The organism is Acidobacteriota bacterium, from assembly GCA_022562055.1.
Taxonomy (GTDB): domain Bacteria; phylum Actinomycetota; class Acidimicrobiia; order Spongiisociales; family UBA5794; genus BMS3BBIN02.
On sequence record JADFQA010000036.1, the window covers coordinates 1 to 18744 of the forward strand.

At 58.9% G+C, this 18744-nt stretch carries 16 protein-coding genes; 15 read left to right on the forward strand and 1 reads right to left on the reverse strand.

Going from position 1 to position 18744, the window contains the following annotated elements; all coding sequences use genetic code 11:
• Positions 1-1204: S-layer homology domain-containing protein (locus IIC71_12105; GenBank protein MCH7669924.1), on the forward strand; the 1204-nt coding region annotated here is incomplete at its 5' end.
• 229 nt (positions 1205-1433) lie between these two features.
• Here the strand turns inward: IIC71_12105 and IIC71_12110 are convergent.
• Positions 1434-2180 carry a hypothetical protein gene (locus IIC71_12110; protein ID MCH7669925.1) on the reverse strand — a complete coding sequence of 249 codons (747 nt, stop codon included), beginning with the start codon at positions 2178-2180 and terminating at the stop codon, positions 1434-1436.
• Between the two features lie 379 nt (positions 2181-2559).
• Here IIC71_12110 and IIC71_12115 point away from each other — a divergent pair, with 379 nt between their 5' ends.
• From IIC71_12115 to infB, 14 genes are all read left to right on the forward strand, one after another.
• Positions 2560-3378, forward strand: a complete 819-nt coding sequence (locus tag IIC71_12115; GenBank protein ID MCH7669926.1) for a tyrosine recombinase XerC — start codon at positions 2560-2562, stop codon at positions 3376-3378.
• On the forward strand, positions 3353-4147 hold the full coding sequence (locus tag IIC71_12120; protein MCH7669927.1) for a FliA/WhiG family RNA polymerase sigma factor: 795 nt from the start codon (positions 3353-3355) through the stop codon (positions 4145-4147). Before IIC71_12115 ends, IIC71_12120 begins: the two co-directional genes overlap by 26 nt.
• 149 nt (positions 4148-4296) lie before the next feature.
• Complete coding sequence (gene rpsB / locus IIC71_12125; GenBank protein MCH7669928.1) at positions 4297-5049, forward strand: 30S ribosomal protein S2; 753 nt, start codon at positions 4297-4299, stop codon at positions 5047-5049.
• Positions 5050-5051: 2 nt separating this feature from the next.
• The gene (gene tsf / locus IIC71_12130; GenBank protein ID MCH7669929.1) at positions 5052-5666 is read left to right on the forward strand and encodes an elongation factor Ts; all 615 of its coding nucleotides are present in this window, start codon (positions 5052-5054) and stop codon (positions 5664-5666) included.
• 5 nt (positions 5667-5671) lie between these two features.
• Positions 5672-6376: a UMP kinase gene (locus IIC71_12135; protein ID MCH7669930.1), complete on the forward strand. Its 705-nt coding sequence runs from the start codon at positions 5672-5674 to the stop codon at positions 6374-6376.
• Positions 6377-6387: 11 nt separating this feature from the next.
• Positions 6388-6936, forward strand: coding sequence for a ribosome recycling factor (frr, locus tag IIC71_12140; GenBank protein ID MCH7669931.1), 549 nt, complete (start codon positions 6388-6390; stop codon positions 6934-6936).
• A 21-nt stretch (positions 6937-6957) separates the two neighbouring features.
• Positions 6958-9114 carry a phosphatidate cytidylyltransferase gene (locus IIC71_12145; GenBank protein ID MCH7669932.1) on the forward strand — a complete coding sequence of 719 codons (2157 nt, stop codon included), beginning with the start codon at positions 6958-6960 and terminating at the stop codon, positions 9112-9114.
• Positions 9111-10253, forward strand: coding sequence for a 1-deoxy-D-xylulose-5-phosphate reductoisomerase (locus IIC71_12150; protein ID MCH7669933.1), 1143 nt, complete (start codon positions 9111-9113; stop codon positions 10251-10253). The genes IIC71_12145 and IIC71_12150 overlap by 4 nt, the downstream gene beginning before the upstream one ends.
• A 59-nt stretch (positions 10254-10312) precedes the next feature.
• Positions 10313-11566 (forward strand): site-2 protease family protein, encoded by a 1254-nt coding sequence (locus IIC71_12155; protein MCH7669934.1) that lies wholly within the window; start codon positions 10313-10315, stop codon positions 11564-11566.
• A 41-nt stretch (positions 11567-11607) separates the two neighbouring features.
• Complete coding sequence (gene ispG, locus IIC71_12160; GenBank protein ID MCH7669935.1) at positions 11608-12825, forward strand: flavodoxin-dependent (E)-4-hydroxy-3-methylbut-2-enyl-diphosphate synthase; 1218 nt, start codon at positions 11608-11610, stop codon at positions 12823-12825.
• A 65-nt stretch (positions 12826-12890) separates the two neighbouring features.
• Positions 12891-14597: a proline--tRNA ligase gene (locus IIC71_12165; GenBank protein MCH7669936.1), complete on the forward strand. Its 1707-nt coding sequence runs from the start codon at positions 12891-12893 to the stop codon at positions 14595-14597.
• 149 nt (positions 14598-14746) lie between these two features.
• Complete coding sequence (locus IIC71_12170) at positions 14747-15256, forward strand: ribosome maturation factor RimP (protein MCH7669937.1); 510 nt, start codon at positions 14747-14749, stop codon at positions 15254-15256.
• The gene (gene nusA, locus IIC71_12175; GenBank protein ID MCH7669938.1) at positions 15249-16547 is read left to right on the forward strand and encodes a transcription termination/antitermination protein NusA; all 1299 of its coding nucleotides are present in this window, start codon (positions 15249-15251) and stop codon (positions 16545-16547) included. Before IIC71_12170 ends, nusA begins: the two co-directional genes overlap by 8 nt.
• 27 nt (positions 16548-16574) lie before the next feature.
• Positions 16575-18737, forward strand: a complete 2163-nt coding sequence (gene infB, locus IIC71_12180; protein ID MCH7669939.1) for a translation initiation factor IF-2 — start codon at positions 16575-16577, stop codon at positions 18735-18737.
• Positions 18738-18744 lie beyond the last annotated feature (7 nt).

The window sequence follows — 18744 nt, forward strand, 5'->3', positions numbered from 1 at the left end:
AAACCTCATAGGCTCAAACGAGGACGGCATCTCAGACGAGATCGAGCGCAACTATTTCGCGAGTGGCACCGGCATTTCGTGGCAAGCGAGTATGGGGACTCCGACCAACAACCGCGTAGTCGGAAACACCTTCGGTTTTACGCCGAACGGCGCGGCCGTGAGTATCTCGAGCGGGATCCGACTGACCAGCCTCGATGCCGACGAGACGGGGTTCGAGATCCGCAAAAACACGTTCGCCTCAGCCGCCTTCGCGGTGTGGCTGTCCACTGACGAACCCGGGGCGAGCGTACTCGTGAGCGATAACGTCTTCGGCACCGCCACCGACGGCAGCGGCGTGTTCGGCAACACTTTCGCCATGTTCTTCGAGGGGACCGGTTCTTACGTCGTTCGTGACAACGACATTTACAACTCCACCACCGCCGGGATTCACCTTGGCGATACGGCCAGCTTCGGTGCCAATTCGACCGGGAATTGCCTCAGCGGAAACGTTATCGGGGTTACCAATACGACCGGTTCTTCCGTCTCGTTCACGGGTAACTGGTGGGGTGCGAGTGACGGTCCTGCGTCCGTGGGTTTCGGGTCAGGCGACACGGTCAGCGTTGACGTCACCTTCTCTCCGTGGCTCGTTACGCCGCCGACACGGTGCGTGACCGGTCCCGCTTTTGACGACGTGCCAACCACTCACACGTTTTTCACCGCTGTCGAGTGGATGGCCTCCCTAGGTATCACGAGGGGGTGTAACCCACCTGCCAACACCTTGTTTTGTCCTGATGACTCGGTGACCCGGGGTCAGATGGCGGCGTTCTTACGGCGGGCCCTCGAAGACACGCTCGTTCCCGGTGACGCTGTGACGTTTACCGATACCGCGGACTCGGTGTTTGTAGCCGACATTGCGTGGCTCGGCTCGGTCGGAATCACGAAGGGGTGCAACCCACCGGTGAACGACCAGTTCTGTCCGGATGATTCAGTGACCCGCGACCAAATGGCGGCTTTCTTAGTCAGGGCTTTCGGATACACGGCAGGTGCAGGTTCGGATCGATTCACCGACGACGATGGTTCGATTTTCGAGGCCGATATCGAGCGACTAGCACAAGCCGGTGTCACGCTGGGTTGTAACCCTCCCGTCAACGATGCCTACTGCCCAAGCAACACCGTGACCCGGGGTCAGATGGCCGCGTTCCTGTTCCGAGCGATGGTGCCATAGGGCAGATCGGTTGGTGAGGTTGTCGCCGCGGCGGGCGAGATGGTTGCTGCCGGGCTTGTCTCGGTTGACAGGGGTGTTGATAAGAGAGCATGCTGAGTTGTGGGGAGGTCAGAACCATTGCGCCATCGGCTAAACCGTCAGCGTCTCGCCGAACGGTGCGGACGGCATGAGTAGAGGCCCCTGCACATTGCAGGAGCCTCTACTTCGGGTCCGACACTCCGTACGGGCGTCAGACAGTCGTTTTTGGTTTGATCGGGTCTTCCTCGACTAGTTTGACCGGGTCTTCCTCGACTAGTTGATAGGCAAGGTTGCCAAGCGTTTCGGTGCCGCCGAGAGTGTCGGTCTTGGCTACCCAGATCAGGCCGCCCCCGGTGAATCCGAAGACGAGTCCGAGTCCCGCTAGGATTGCTGCAAGGCCGAGACCCATTTGCAATAAGGAGTGGGTGACTGTGCCCACTCCGAGTTCACCGAATAGGCCGTGGACGGTTCCGGTCCATGCCTGAGCGCGAGCTGGACCCTCAATTGGATTCCTTCCGTCGAAGTCAGTCCAGTAACGCCCAGCAACGTCGAATTCGTACGTCCCGGCGGCGAATGTTTTACCGTTGTATTCGACTGCCTCGTCTATGGTGACACTCTGTGTGCCGTTCAAGACGTGGTAGCCGATGGTGGCCATCTGGTACATGTACTCGCTTGCCGTGTTGACCAACGGATCGTCGGGATCAAGGTCAGCGCTCGTGACAGGGTAACCCCAGTCATCCGTGAGCAGTGCCATGATGGCGGCGGCGCCTTCGGTTGTGCCTCGGTCTATGAGCTGGCCTTGATCGTTGTAGCTCAGCGTCACGTTTTGGGCTTCGCTGAACGCCTGTAGCGATCTGTATCCGGCCTGCACCTTCGTGTATGCGATGGCGCTGCCGACGACAAAACCAAGGCCGACCGCGAGCAATGCGATGCCTACTATTCGGAGTCTTTTTGTCATCAGGTATCTCCTTACTCACCTTGTGAATTGTTTCACAAGGTACGTTCGAATGATCCTTCATATCGATCCGACGGACTAGGGCCATAGGTCCCATTGACGAGGATCAGTGGGCTTCGAGTTCGAGGCGGCGATCCACCTCGGTGCACGCCAGCGCTGTTTTTGCTAGCTCGCTGTCTTCGATGCTGCGTCTCATGGGCACACCTTGGCGCGACCGCGAGCTAGACGGCGATGGATTGAACTTTCTCACTGCATGCTCTCTGCAATCCCATAGATAGTTGAGTCGGATTCGTTTTTCGACCACCATGGAGGCGTGACAACGACAAGTGACTTTGCGGCGGAAGAACGAATCCTCTATCTGAGCAAGCTTGCGCGTCAGCGGATGCTCTCTGAGCACACTGTTGCTGCATACCGCAGCGATCTCGAACAGTTTGCGGCGTTCTGCGATGACCTCCATGTGGTGGGGATAGGTGATGTGGACCGGCTGGTCATGCGCCGGTACGTGCAGAGCCTCGCCAGGGCTGGTGTGGCGCGGTCGACATTGGCGCGCAAGGTGAGCGCAGTCCGCGGTTTTTTTGGCGACCTTGCCGACCTAGGGCGTGTGGTTGTCAATCCTGCTGATGGTCTGCGCTCAACAAAGAAGCCGTCGCGGCTTCCCAAGGCGCTCGCCGCCTCATCGCTCGGCGCGGCTCTCGACGGCCTCGACGGTGCCGATCATATCGCGCTACGAGATCGAGCAATTTTGGAGATGCTGTACGGGACGGGTCTGCGAGTATCCGAACTCACCAGCCTCAGTGTTGGCGACATCGTTGACGGCAATCGATTCCTCCGTGTCGTCGGGAAAGGCAATAAGGAGCGATCCGTGCCGATCGGCGGAGATGCCCTCAGAGCAGTGCTGAAGTACATCGCGGATGCGCGACCTTCGCTTGTGGGACCGACCGTGCGGGACGAACTCTGGGTGGGTGTTCGTGGTGGGGTACTAGACACTCGGGGAATTCGGCGTATTGTTCGCAAGCGACTGGGCACTTTCCCCCACGCACTGCGGCATTCGTTTGCGACACATCTTCTCGAGGGTGGAGCGGACCTGCGAGCGGTGCAAGAACTGCTCGGTCACGTTGAACTAGCAACAACAGAGATTTACACTGCCGTATCGCGAAAGCATCTCAGAACGACATATGAACAATCCCACCCGCGTGCATGAACGCGGCGAACACGAGCTAGAAGAGCTTTGGAAGAAGTTCAAGACCGACGGCGATGCGAGGTCGCGCGACGGCCTTATCCTCCACTATTCGCCGCTGGTAAAGTTCGTAGCAGGTCGACTCGGAGCCGGTCTTCCTCGCAACGTCGATCCGCAGGACCTGGCAAGTTATGGCACGTTCGGTCTCATTGATGCCATCGACAAGTTTGATCTCGAGCTTGGGTTCAAGTTTCAGACATATGCAGTGAAGCGGATCAGAGGGGCGATTCTCGACGAGCTCCGCGCTCTCGATTGGGTTCCCAGATCTGTGCGATCGCGTGCGAGGGAGATCCAACGGGCGATGGCCGAGCTGGAATACGGACTCCAGCGGACGCCGACAGATGAAGAACTCGCTTCCCACATGGATATCCCGATAAAGCTCCTTCAGGATCACCTCGCGGAGTTGTCGACGCTGGGGTTCGTCGCTCTCGATGACCTCCTCAACCCGGGCGAGCGCGACAGTTCGGCGGTGGGCGACCTGCTCGCCGACCCGAAATCTCCCGATCCCAGCGGATCTTTCGAGAAGGAAGAGTCCCGCTTTACCTTGGCAGACTCGATCAACCGGCTCCCGGAACGGGACCGCCTCGTGGTGACGCTGTACTACTACGAAGGTCTCACCCTCGCTGAGATCGGTAGAGTTCTCAGCGTTACAGAGTCTCGCGTCTGTCAGATTCACACAAAGGCTGTGATGAGCTTGAGGAATCGACTCATGGAACCGCCCTACCAGAGATGAGATCGGTTTCTCCCATCCGTCGCCGCTTAGGTATACTCTTTGGCAACTATGCAGGTCCGCTGCAATCTCCTGTGGTCGAAGAACCTTTTGCGCGCTTCGTGGAGGCTTAAAGAGCGGGCCGACGAACCAACCAAACAGAGGAGAACGCCATGCCCGCTGTAACCATGCGGCAGCTACTCGAAGCAGGGGTCCATTTCGGCCACCAGACACGTCGCTGGGACCCGAAGATGAGACCGTTCATATTTGGCGAACGCAACGGTATTCACATACTCGACCTGCGTCAGACGATTATCGCTGTCGACGAGGCAGCCACTGTTGTGAAGGACATCACATCAAAGGGCGGCAGTGTTCTATTTGTCGGCACGAAGAAGCAAGCTCAATCTGCAATCGCTGAGGGTGCGTTGCGGGCCGGCATGCCGTACATCAACCACCGGTGGCTGGGAGGCATGCTCACCAATTTCCAGACGATCCACAAGCGTATTCGCTACATGATTGAGCTTGAGGCGATGGAGACGTCGGGCGAAATGGATGCCCTGACCAAAAAGGAGCGGCTCAAACTCCATCGCGAACTTGTCAAGCTCCAGTCGGTGCTCGGCGGTGTTCGCAACATGAACAAGGTACCCGAGGCCGTGTTCATCATTGATGTGAAGCATGAACACATCGCCGTCACCGAAGCCGCACGTATCAAGGCAAGGGTCATTGCGGTCGTCGACACGAACTGCGATCCGGACAATGTTGACATTGTGATCCCTGGCAATGACGATGCGATTCGGACTGCCGAGCTCATGACTGGCGTCCTTGCAGATGCAGCCCTTGCTGGACTCGAGATCTTCCACGCAAAGCGGAGCAAGGATGACGACAGCGACGAGGGTGCCGACAAAGACAAAAAGACGGATAAATAGCAATGCCGGTAACCGCAAAAGACGTCCAGACTCTCCGCAAAGCCACCGGCGCCGGCATCATGGATGTCAAGCGCGCATTGACAGAGACCGACGGCGACATGGACCTGGCCAAGGACTTACTCCGCGAGCGGGGGATCACCGCGGCAGAGAAACGATCCGAACGGACACAATCCGAAGGTACGATCGGCATGTACCTCCACGAGCAAGCAGGACGGCCAGTTATTGGCGTCACTGTGTTGCTGGCGTCCGAGACTGACTTTGTCGCCAAGAGCGAGGATTTCCAGAGCGCTGCAAACGACATTGCAATGCACATCGCCGCATCAGCGCCCAAGTGGATCACGGTCGAGGATGTGCCGCAGGCCGATGTCGACAAAGAGCGCGACCTCATTGCAGCCCAGGCCGAAAACGAAGGCAAATCCTCCGATATTGTCGAGAGGATCGTCGACGGTCGGATCAAGTCTTTCTACGCCGACTATGTGCTCAGCGAGCAGAAGTTCGTGCGGTCAGACAAATTTGAAGGCACGGTCGGCGCCATGGTGACCGATCTCGCCGCCCGGATGGGGGAGAACGTTTCAGTGACCGCAATGGCCCGGCTTGCGGTGGGCGAGGAGATGTAGCGAACATGGGTCGACGTGTCCTGCTCAAGTTGTCCGGTGAGTCGTTCGCCGACCCCGAGGTCGGGTACGGCATCGACCCGAAAATGATCGAGCGTGTTGCCGTCGAAGTCGCCACGGTCGCTGCGGAGGGCTACGAGATCGGGATCGTTGTGGGCGGCGGAAACATATTTCGCGGACTGAGTGCCGCCGCATCTGGGATGGATCGAGCCAACGCCGACTACATGGGCATGCTGGCAACTGTGATCAACGGTCTTGCGCTTCGAGATGTGCTCGAGACGGCCGGAGCCGAGTGCCGGGTGCAGACTGCCGTCAGCATTCAGGACGTCGCTGAACCATACATTCGCTTGCGAGCCATTCGGCATCTCGAAAAGGGCCGCGTGGTGATTTTCGCCGCGGGTACCGGAAACCCATACTTCACAACCGATACCGCTGCAGCATTGCGCGCCGCCGAAATCGGTGCAGTCGCTGTCCTCAAGGCCACCAGGGTTGACGGTGTGTACGACAAGGATCCTGAGCAATTCGATGATGCTGTCTTACTGTCCGAGGTTACGTACATGGAAGCCATCAACCGACAACTCCGTGTCATGGACACGACAGCCATTACGATGTGCATGGAAAACAACTTGCCGATTCGGGTGTTTAACATTGCCACGCTCGGCAATGTCGCTCGTGCGGTCCGTGGGGAGGCCGTGGGGTCGATCGTCCACTGAAAGGCATCGTCATGGTCAAAGAAGTTCTTGCAGAGGCCGAAGTCAAGATGGATCTGGCCGTTGAACATACGGCTTCGGAGTTCGGCAACATCCGCACCGGGCGTGCAAACCCAGGGATACTGAACCGTGTCACGGTCGATTACTACGGCACGCAGACGCCGCTCAACCAGCTGGCAGGGTTTACGGTTCCCGATGCACGCACCCTTGTAGTGCAGGTGTACGATAAGGGTGCGCTCGACGCGATCGAGAAGGCGATTCGCGAGGCGAATCTCGGATTCAACCCATCCAACGATGGCAACGTGATTCGGCTCGCATTTCCGCAACTCACAGAGGAGCGCCGTAAGGAGATGATCCGCATCGTGCGCAACGTCGCCGAGGAAGGTCGGATTTCGGTTCGCAACGTGCGGAGGCAGATCAAAGCGGAGGTCGAAAGCGTCCAGGATATCTCACAAGACGAGGTGCGACGTGCTGAAAAGACTCTGCAGGAGCTGACGGATGAGGCTGTGAAGCGGGTCGACTCGTTGCTGGCGCGTAAAGAGGATGAGCTTCTTGAGGTGTAGTGCCGTGTGGAACGGATCGGCGTGAGTCCAACGAACACGGGCGAAGGAGACGGCGAGGACTCGCACGCTCCAGGCGACTTCGCGCAGCCCCCGCTATTTGACGCGACTGATGACGCAACCGAAAACCTGTACGTCGAAGCCGGTGACGACGCTGGCGATGGGACTTTCGGCGATATATGGGAGTCAGGCGGCGATGAAATCATTGACTCTGACCCAATAGCCACGCAGTCGCCGGGGGAGCCATCCACAACGCCGGTCGCGGCCCAAGTCACCGAAGCTATCGTTTCGTCCGACGAGGTCACGGTCGGTAAGAAACGTCGCGGCAGGTTTTCGTGGTTACGCGCTCAGCGGTCTCCGTATGAGGCCTCCGAACAGCCAGACGTCGCGGTGCCGCCCGATTCTGGGTTGCCCGATCGGCTCACGAGGATTCCGATAATCTCGGTGGCTACACCCACGGGGACAGCGACGGAGGCAGAATCCGATGACGAAGAAGGTCGCTCAGAGGAAGCCGTCGCCACCGCGGGTGAACAAGACGTCGAGGCGACCAAAAGCGCATCCGAGGAGACCGGACAATTGTCGGCGGCTGAGGAGGCTCAGGTCGATGTCTTCGATATCGATGCTGAGGACCCTCCAAGCACCGATCTGACACCGGACGATTCGGCGCCAGACACTGATCCCGACGTAGACAGCCCGGAAAGTCCAGAGCCAGTCGGGACCCGCATTTCTTCTGCCCTGCGTGTCGTTCATCCATCTCCTACGGACGACGGGCCCGAGCCGGCCGAGGTGTACTCGGTGGACGCCTTCGACGACTTCGCGACAGACTTTGAGGATCTCATCGAACCCGATCCGCAGAACGAACCGACGGAAGACCTTCGGGACCCGTCGGGCAACCTGCTGGCACAGTGGCCAGAAGCAAACGTCGTGCAGGCGTCGACAGACCCCACCCGTGGACTTCTCGACGGGGTGTTGCCTCGACAACCACAAGTGAGTCTCGCCGACGACTCTATGTTTGAGGCGCCGGTTGGCAGCCAGGATCCGCATGCATCAGACGAGGGGGGAACCGACGACGTTGCAACGGCAGCGAACGAACCGGGTGGACCGTCCCCGCAATCTCATGCCCCGACTTCCAGCTATGAGTATGTCGATGCGGACGACGGCGATCCTGTCGATTTTGCCTCTCTCAGCTCGGACGAGTACCTCCAGGCAGCGACGTCCGAGCATGCGGGGTTGGCTGCGGCGATCGCCCAGTCGGCAGACGAAGATCGTGAGCATGCCGCGTTGCATGCCGCGTTGCCCGGCAGGGAGGACGACATCGTCGGACTCGACGATGTCGTTGACATGACGATGGAACACGACGAAGTGGAACTCGCCACGCCGCGTTCTCGATCAGACATAGCAGCCCGCGTCGCGACTGGCGTCGGCCTCGTCGGCGCAGTAGCACTTGCCCTCATGAACCCGGTAGCGATGGGCATTCTTGCAATGTTGGCTCTCGGCCTCGCCGCGCTCGAGTTTTACACGGCTCTGCAACGTGCCGGTGCTCGGCCGGTCACATGGGTAGGGCTTTTGGCCATTGCTGGATCTTTCCTTGGCACATGGCTGTACGGACTTGTCGCGGTGCCCATTGCAACCATATTGGGTTTGATGGCTGCAGCGTGGTTTCTTTCTTTCAAACCGAAATGGCCGCGCCCGGGAGTTAACCTCTCGTTCACGGTGTTGGGTTCCGCATGGATCGGCGGATCGGGAGCGTTCTTGTTCGCGATTCTGAAGAGCCCCGATTACCGCGTGTTGATCGCAGTCATTATCGGCATGGTGACCGTCTTTGATGTCGCTCAGTACTTTTCGGGACGTGCCTTCGGAAAACGCCAGCTTTCGCCGATCGTATCGCCGAAGAAGACCATCGCCGGTTTGGTCGGGGGCTACTTCGCCATGGCTGCGGCCGGTTTCGGATTGTCCCGTTTTGATCTTTGGGAGCCGAAAACGGCGTTTGCGCTCGTTGTCGCCATCGGGTTCGTTGCACCGCTGGGTGATCTTGCGGTCAGTGTCATCAAGCGTGCGCTACGCATAAAGGACATGGGGGTTGTCCTTCCGGGGCACGGCGGTGTGCTCGACAGGATCGATGCGCTGTTGTTTGCGATTCCCGCGGCGTGGGTAGTGTTCCGTTGGGCCGGCCTGGTGTGAAACCAATTGTCCTGCTCGGCGCCACTGGGTCGATCGGCACCCAAACCCGCGAGGTCGCGAAGAGACATGGCTGGGAGATCGTCGGTCTTGCCGCACACCGAGCGTCATCTGACATCATTCGCGCTGCCCGCGAATATCCTGATGCCGCGGTCGTGGTCACGGACCCGTCCAAGGACGGGCGGGAGCATCTGGTGTCGGAACTCGGAGCGAGGGTCTCGTTCGGTATCGAGGCGATGGTCGACATGGCCGCATCCCCGGGAGCCATCGTGGTCAACGGTGTTGTCGGGGCGGTGGGTCTACGATCGTCGGTTGCTGCACTCAAAGCGGGCAATCGCCTTGCTTTGGCGAACAAGGAAAGTCTTGTCGCAGGTGGGCCGGTTGTCATTGCAGCCGCGCAACAGGGTCACGCTGAGATCATCCCGGTTGACTCAGAGCATTCCGCTCTATGGCAATGTTTGGTCGGCGAGAAGCGGGGTGACGTTCGTCGGCTCATCGTCACCGCTTCAGGAGGTCCGTTTCGCGGGCGCACGACAAAGGATCTTCTCACCGTCACCGTCGATGAGGCTCTGAACCATCCCACGTTTGCGATGGGTCAGCGCCTCACGATTGATTCGGCCACACTTATGAACAAGGCTCTCGAGGTCATCGAGGCGCACTACCTGTTCGATATGTCGTACGACCAGATCGATGTTGTCGTTCATCCACAGAGCATCATCCATTCCATGGTCGAATACATCGATGGGGCGATCATTGCCCAGATTGGTGTTCCCGATATGCACCTACCGATCCAATACGCTCTTTCCTATCCCGATCGGGTGCAGACTCCTCCGGAGGATTTAGATCTCACCGCACAGGCACTGACGTTCTATGAACCCGACGTCACGACATTCCGTTGTTTGGCACTCGGTTACGCTGCTGGGCGCGCCGGTGGGTCGGCGCCCACGACTCTCAACGCCGCTGACGAAGTGGCGGTCGCGGCTTTTCTCGACGGTCGGATCAGCTTTCTTACCATCTCCGAAGTTGTTGAGGCGGTGTTGGACGATGCCGAGCATGGGCCGCTGTGCACCGTTGACGATGTTATTGCCTACGACACTGCCGCACGGCGCGCCGCATTGCAGTGGATCACCAGCAGGCAATGAACCCAGAGTACGTCCCGCATAACGCTACCGTTGCGGGCTAGCTAAAACCACGAGGATTCATGGGTTCGGTATTCATTGGCGTCGGCATCATGGTGATGATCGTCGTTCACGAGGGCGCCCACTTTGTCGCCGCCAAAATGTTCAAAATGAAGGCAACCGAAGCGTTCTTCGGGTTCGGCCCAAAACTGTGGTCGATCACCCGCGGGGAAACCGAATACGGTATCAAAGCGATCCCACTTGGCGGCTACGTGCGCATCGTGGGCATGAACCCGCTCGAAGAGGTCGATCCGGCAGAAGAACACCGGACGTATCGCGGGAAACCGTTCTGGCAGAAGTCTGTGGTTGTTCTCGCGGGGATCGCATCCCACTTCGTTGTAGCGTTCTTCCTGTTCATCATCGCGGCTCTGATGTTCGGCACGCTTTCACCAACACTCACGATCGAGGCCGTGTCAGAGGTGTTTGTTTCGGGTTCCGCCTCGGAGCCTCTGGTGCTATTCAACGACGACCGGGTGGTAACCGTGGACGGTGTGCCGCTCGCCGAGTTTTTGTCAGTGGACCCAGACGTCGGCGATCTAATCGACGTTGTTGTCATCCGTGACGGCGCCGAGGTAACGCTGGCGACCGATCAAATGATCCTCATTGCGCCAGCCGGCGGTGTCGACATTCGTCCCGGAGATTTGCTTACAGCCGTGAACGGCGTTCCGCTCGCGACCTGGGACGAGTTCGTTGACATTGCTCACTTACGCCCAAACCTTGAAACCGCAATTACGGTTGAACGTCGCGGCGAGTTGATCGAAGTGGTCGTGACGCTTGCAGAGCGCGAAGTTGACGGCGAAGTGCAGGGATTTCTCGGTGTTGCACCTGTTCAGGAGAGAGAAAGTCTCACTCTCGTCGAAGGTGTCAAGACTGGTACGGGTTTCTTAGTTACGACAACTAAGGACGCGGTCGTCGGACTTGCATCGCTTGTCACCGCGGTGCCCAAACTGATCGGTGGCGCCTTCTCGGGTGACGGTCCTCCGGCGAATGAGATACGCCCAATTTCGCCCATCGGACTCGTTCGGATTGCAGGCCCCATCGAAATCGCCGTCGGGCTGCTTGCCTCGGTCAACATTTTCGTTGGGATTCTCAACCTTTTCCCGATGTACCCGCTCGACGGTGGTCACTTTGTTGTTGCGTTGTTCGAGAAGGTGACAGGCCGGCATCCGGATGTGCAAAAGCTCGCCCCCTACGCGGGCGTTGTGTTGGTGTTCCTGGTGGTGCTCGGCCTCTACGGCGTGTTCCTCGACATATTCGACCCGCTTGAGCTTCCCTGATGGACAGGCCAGGACACATACAGCGGTAGGCTGGTCCGATCATGACAATTCCTCGTGAGACAACTCGTCTTCTCCATGTCGGTTCTGTACCTGTCGGGGGTGGTACACCGGTCACGGTACAGTCGATGACAATCACGAAAACAGCAGATGTCGACGCAACCCTCGCGCAGATTTACGCCCTAGCCGGAACTGGGGCCGACATTGTTCGGGTGACCTGTAACGACGTTACGGCCGCTCAGGCGATCGCCGAGATGGTACCCCGCTCGCCTGTGCCACTCATTGCAGATATTCACTTCCAGTACAAACTTGCGCTCGCTGCCATCGAGGCAGGTGTCGCAGGGTTGCGACTCAATCCCGGAAACATCCGCAACGAGAAACATATTAAGGAGGTCGCACGGGCGGCAAACAACGCTGGGATTCCTATCAGGATCGGTGTGAACGCGGGCTCTCTCGACAAGCGCCTCCTCGAAAAATACGGCTCTGCAACTCCCGAAGCCCTTGTCGAGAGCGCCATGACAGAAGCGCGGTACCTTGAGGAGGTCGACTTTTTCGACATAAAGATCTCTGTCAAACACTCAAACGTACCACGCATGATCGAGTCGTATCGGCTGCTCTCGCAGACCACCGACTATCCCCTGCACCTTGGTGTGACTGAAGCCGGTCCACCGCCTGGTGGGCTGATCAAGTCGGTGGCGGGCATTGCGACGTTGCTGATGGAGGGGATCGGAAACACAATCCGATTCTCGCTGACAGCCGACCCGGTCGAAGAAGCAAAAGCTGGTCGACAACTGTTGGAGTACCTGGGTCTGCGGGAGCGTTCTGATCTCGACCTCATTGCTTGTCCCTCGTGTGGACGAGCCGAGGTCGACGTGATCGACGTTGCGAAGCGGGTCAATGCCGCGCTCGAAGGAAAGGGTCTACCTATCCAAGTCGCTGTGATGGGTTGTGTCGTGAACGGTCCCGGCGAAGCTCGCGAGGCCGATATCGGGATCGCCGCTGGGCGTGGCAAGGGGCACCTGTTCATCAAGGGGCAGGTGGTCCGGGTCGTAGCGGAGAGCGAGATGGTCGAGGTATTGATCGACGAAGCGGTAGCGCTTCACGAAGAAGGCGCCGAGGCCCGACTTGCAAAGGCCGATGTGTCGGCCGCCGATCTTGCCGCAGAGACACGTCTTGAACTGATCGGCCTCCAAGGAGACGCCAACGATACTGAGAAGCGGCGTGCTGCGGTCGCGGAAATCGCCACCGGGCCTTCCTTGTAGGAAGCCAAGCTAGCCTCATAGGAAGCTAAGCTAGCGCCGATCCTGCTCACGCTCCGGAGGGATTTATGCGCTGGTCACAAGCATTCATACCTACCCTGCGTGACGCACCTGCTGACGCCGACGCGATCAGCCACAAGCTTTTGGTGCGGGCCGGGTTCATCCGTCAGCTCATGGCCGGGAGCTATTCCATCCTCCCGGCAGCATTTCGAGTGCGCGCCAAAATCGACAGAATCGTTCGCGAGGAGATGGACAGGATCGGGGGGCAACAGTTCCTTCTTGGCGCAATCCACCCCGCTGACATATGGAAACGGTCAGGTCGGTGGGAGGCAATGGGGGACGAAATGTTCCGCATTGTCGACCGTAAAGGTGCCGACGTCGCCCTTGGCATGACTCACGAGGAAGTATTCGCCTCGGTCGCTTCAGAGCTCACGTCGTACAAGCAGCTACCCCAGCTCTGGTATCAGATCCAAACAAAATTCCGCGACGAACCGCGTCCGAAGTCCGGTTTGCTTCGAGTTCGAGAGTTCACAATGAAAGATTCGTACTCGCTCGATATTGACGAGGAGGGTCTGGACAAGCAGTTCGACGCGCACTACGGCGCCTACCAACGTATCTTTGCGCGGCTGGAACTCGAGGCCATACCGGTTGAGGCGAGTTCGGGCGCAATGGGAGGGTCCGACTCGGTCGAGTTCATGGTGCGGTCCGACGTTGGCGAAGACCTCGTGGCCCATTGTGCGGTCTGCGGGTACGCGGCGAACGTCGAACGTGCCATTTCATTTGTCGAACCGGTGGTCGATCCGGCCGGCCCTGTCGAACTAGAGATGTTCGATACACCAGGAATCAGAACGATCGACGGATTGGCCGCGATCGAGGGAGGCGCTGCCGCTGATCGCCAGATTAAGACCATGGTGTATTTTGCTGATGACGAGCCCGTGCTCGCTCTCTTGCGTGGAGATCACGCGCTGCAAGAGCAGAAACTCGCTGATGCGCTTGGTGCGGTCGCTGTCAGACCCGCAACGGCTGACGAAATCCCGGGGATCCTTGGCGCTGACGCCGGCAGCCTTGGCGCTGTCGGTGTTGGTGGTGTGACCATTGTTGCGGACGAAGCGCTTAGGGACCGCACCAACATGACAACTGGCGCCAATGTAAACGACAAACATTTTCGTGGTGTCGACCTTGCTCGCGACATCAGGGTGACAACGTGGGCGAGTATTCGAGAGGTCGTTGCCGGTGAACGCTGCGTGAGTTGCGATTCAGGCGTTCTTGATGTTTTCAAGGCGATCGAGTGTGGGCACATCTTCAAGCTCGGCACCCGATATTCTGAGGCGATGGGGGCGACGGTTCTCGACAAGGATGGCAAAAGTCGCCCGCTTGTGATGGGTTCGTACGGGTTCGGTTTGGAACGCAACCTGGCCGCCATTGTTGAGGTGCATCACGACGACAACGGAATCATGTGGCCGGTGTCGGTGGCCCCTTGGCATGTTGTCGTGACGGTTGTAAAGGCTACCGACGAGGCGAGCCAGCAGGCAGTGGAGTCGATTGTTCGCGCGATAGAGGCTCTTGGGTGGGACGTTATGGTGGACGATCGCGACGAGCGGCCGGGGGTTAAGTTTGCCGACGCTGAGCTTGTCGGGTTTCCCTGCAGAGTGACCGTTGGCCCGCGAGGCCTTGCGGTGGGTACTGTGGAGGTTGTTGATAGGCGCACTGGGATGCGATCTGATGTGCCGCTTGGTGGTGTCGTCAGCCACGTTGACCAGCTTCTCAAGGGCTAAGCCGCGGAGGTTTGGCGGGTCTGGGTCGCTGAGGGGTGTGGCCGCAGCCATGCTATGCTTTTGACTAACTGAGATGTTTGTCGTCGAGGTGGGCCGTGCCCGCCTTATTTTGTGCGACGGTTGCGAGCAAACCTAAGAAAGGAGGCTTGGTGACTGATCTAGCATTACGGTTGAGAGAGGTTATCGAGCCTTACCTAGGAGCAGAGCATATCGAACTCGACGATGTCGAGGTCGTCGGCAGCCCCAGCGGCGGACGTATTGTCCGGGTGCTCGTCGACGGCGAGAATGCGGCCGGCATCGACCGCATCGCGGACCTGTCGCGCGGCATAGGACGATTGCTTGACGATGAAGAAGATCTAGGCACCTCGTGGACGCTCGAAGTTGGTTCCCCGGGTCTCGAACGCAAGCTCCGGTTGCCGACACATTTCGCCAAGTCGGTAGGCCGCGAAGTCAGGATCAAAACCCGATCCGCCATCGATGAAACAAAGAGCCACAAGGGCTTGCTGACTGCGTCCGACGAAACTTCTTGCACCGTCGACGTTGCCGGCATCGAGAGAACTATCCCGTTTGAGAAGATCAGCTCCGCTCGGACGGTCTTCACTTGGGAGCGTGGCGCAAAACCCGGAAAAAAAGAATCGAAGGGACCTCAGGATGAATAACGACATGATGGACGCACTCGAGCTGTTGGCTCGCGACCAAGGTGTTCCGCCTGAGACGATCCTCGATGCTCTCGCAAACGCACTCGTCAGCGCTTACAAACGTACACCCGGCGCCGCCGAAGAGGCTCGGGTGACGATCGATCCCGAAAACGGCAAGATGACCGTGTACGGGCAGGAACTTGATGAGGACGGCGTTGTCATTCGCGAGTGGGAGGACACCCCGGAAGACTTTGGGCGCATTGCTGCCCAGACAGCCAAGCAGGTGATCAAGCAGCGGCTCCGCGACGCTAAACGAGAGCAGGTATTTGAGCTCTACGAGGGTCGCGAGGGTGATCTAGTCACCGGAATTGTTCAGCAGTCTGACCACCGGTTTGCGATTCTCGACCTCGGCAATGCAGAGGCAATCATGCCGTCATCCGAGCGGATCCCGTATGAGCGTCTTGAGCGCAATAACCGGGTCAAGGCATACATTCTCGAGGTTCGTCAGGAGGGCAAGGGTCCGCAGATTGTCGTGTCTCGCAGCCATCCTGAATTCATCAGGTCACTGTTCGAACTTGAGGTCCCTGAGCTGGTTGACGGTGACGTTGAAATAAAGGTTATCGCCCGCGAAGCCGGCCACCGTACGAAAATTGCGGTCGCGTCCAACGATCCCAATGTCGACCCTGTGGGAGCATGTGTTGGAGCCCGCGGATCACGCGTCCGCCAGGTTGTGAACGAACTTCGCGGTGAAAAGGTGGACATTGTCGAGTGGCGTGACGACGCTCCAGCATTCATTGCTGAGGCTTTGAGTCCCGCGCGGGTGAAAGAGGTCCGCATCAACGAAGAAGAGTCCGAGGCGGTCGTTATCGTTCCAGATCACCAACTTTCTCTCGCCATCGGGAAGGAAGGGCAGAACGCCAGACTCGCTGCCCGTCTCACTGGATACCGCATCGATATCCGGTCCGAGAGCCAAGATTTGGGACTCGACGTCGAGACCGACGATGCTGAGGCATCCGACAAAACGACCGAAACGACTGAGAGTGAAGCGCAACCGGAGGCTGGTGAATCCGCTTCCGGCGACACCGGTGCGAGCGCGGTTCCGGACGCCGAGGCGGACGAATCGGCCAGCCCAGTCGAAGCCGCCTCCGGCGAACAGGATGTCGGCGCCGACGCCGATGAGACAACGTCTGACGAGTCGAACCCACCGGCTGACGGGGATCCTGGAACCGACACTGACGAAGATTCTGGCACCGATGACTCGGTTGCCAACACCAAAGAGAATGATCAGGACGACACGCCTGCCGATGCCTAACCGGCAGGTGTGTTCTAAGGAGTAAGCGTGGCGAAAACTCGAATCTATGAGCTTGCACGAGACCTTGGGCGGGAGTCCAAAGAGGTGCTCGCGTGGGCGCAAGAACTCGGTCTGCCCGTAAAGACCTCCTCGTCCGGTCTTGATGAAGAACAGATTGTTGTGCTGACGGCTGCGCTCGCTGGCGGCGGTGACAAGACACCAGCGAAAGCGGTCGAAACATCCACCGCAGACGCGAAGGCCCCCGCCAAGCGGGCCCCGAAAGACGATCCAGAGCCGGCCGCGGAACCCAAGCCGGCCGCGGACACGGTTCCTGAACCGGTAGTTACGCCGTTGACGGAGGTGTTTGACCCCGTTGCTGAGGCCGTGCCACCTCCGGTGATGGAGGCGCTTGCTCCCCTGGGGGGGAAGGAGGAGCTCGCCGACAACATGCTTCTGGTCACTCCTGGCGTGACCGTCACAGAGTTCGCTCGAATGATCGACAAACGCGCCGGCGATGTTGTCAAAGAGTTGATGGGAATGGGGGAGATGATTCCCGGCGGCGGAACCATACCCGTGCAGGCGCTGGAGAAGCTCGGTAGTGCGTTCGGCTATGAGGTGCTCGTCGAAGAGGTCGAGGAAGAAGAGGTTCCCACCGGCCCGATTGCGCACAAGATCGAATACACGGACGACCCGGCATCGCTCAAGCCGCGGCCGCCCGTTGTCACGATCATGGGCCACGTCGATCACGGAAAGACTCAACTTCTAGACACCATCCGTCACACAAATGTCATCGCTGGAGAAGCCGGTGGAATTACGCAGCACATCGGCGCGTACCAGGTCGATACCGGTGATAGTGTGATTACGTTCCTCGACACCCCCGGCCATGAGGCCTTCACGGCGTTACGTGCGAGGGGAACTGCTGTTACCGACATTGTGGTAATCGTGATTGCGGCTGACGATTCAGTAATGCCACAAACGGCCGAAGCTATCAGCCATGCGCAGGCCGCCGAGGTGCCGATCATCATCGCCATCAACAAAATGGACCTTCCGGCTGCTGATCCCCACTCGGTCCGCGCGGCTCTAACCAGCCACAACATCGTGGTGGAAGACCTCGGTGGCGATGTTGTTGCAGTAGAGATGTCGGCACTCAAGGGAGACGGGGTCGACAGTCTGTTGGAGATGATCGAGCTCATCGCGGAGGTCGAAGAGTTCACGGCAAACCCGAACGCGTCGGCCATTGGCACTGTCATCGAGGCACAACTCGAGGTGGGCCGTGGTCCAGTCGCCACGGTCATTGTGCAGCGGGGCACGCTTAAGCGCGGAGACCCGATAGTGGCCGGGGAGTCGTCTGGTCGAGTTCGGGCGATGTTCGATGACCAAGGTAACCAGATGCAGAAGGCTGCCCCTTCGACGCCGGTGCTGGTCACCGGTTGGAACGTGGTTCCAGTGGCGGGGGACATGTTCCAGGTGGTGAAGAACGAACGCGTGGCTCGCAAGCTGGCGGACGCACGCACCGTTGAGGTCCGCGCCTCCGAGCTTCGGGTACCGACTGCGACCGAGCGCTTGGAACAGCTTCTCGAACAACTCCGTACTTCTGACCACGCCGAGCTTCGGGTCATTGTGAAAGCCGACGCCCACGGGTCGTTGGAAGCGATCCGTGACTCGATCACCAAAATCGTGCGCGAGGACGGGCGCGTCAACATGATCCATGGCGCCGTAGGAGGAATCACAGCTAGCGACGTCATGCTTGCTGAGGCCTCCGGTGCGCTCATCTACGGGTTTAACGCCCGACCTGACACCAATGCTCGGCGCGGTGCAAAAGATCAAGGTATCGACATTCGAACGTTCTCAATAATCTACGAACTGCTTGACGACATTGAGCAGGTGCTACTCGGCGAGCTCGCTGCCGAGCAAGTTGAGTCGTTCCTGGGTGTCGCAGAGGTACGGGCCGTGTTCCGTGCGCCCCGCCTCGGGCTGGTCGCGGGCAGCTATGTCACCGAGGGCGAGATCAGTCGTAACGCAAGAGTGCGTCTCGTGCGCGACGGTGTTGTTGTTTACGACGGCAAGATTATCTCGTTGCGCCGATTCAAGGACGATGTCCAGACGGTGGCGACAGGGTTTGAATGCGGCATTGGGCTTGAGAAATTCCGTGACATCAAAGAGGGCGACACCATCGAGTCCTATGTTGTCAAAGAGGTTGCTCGGACGTAAATGTGCG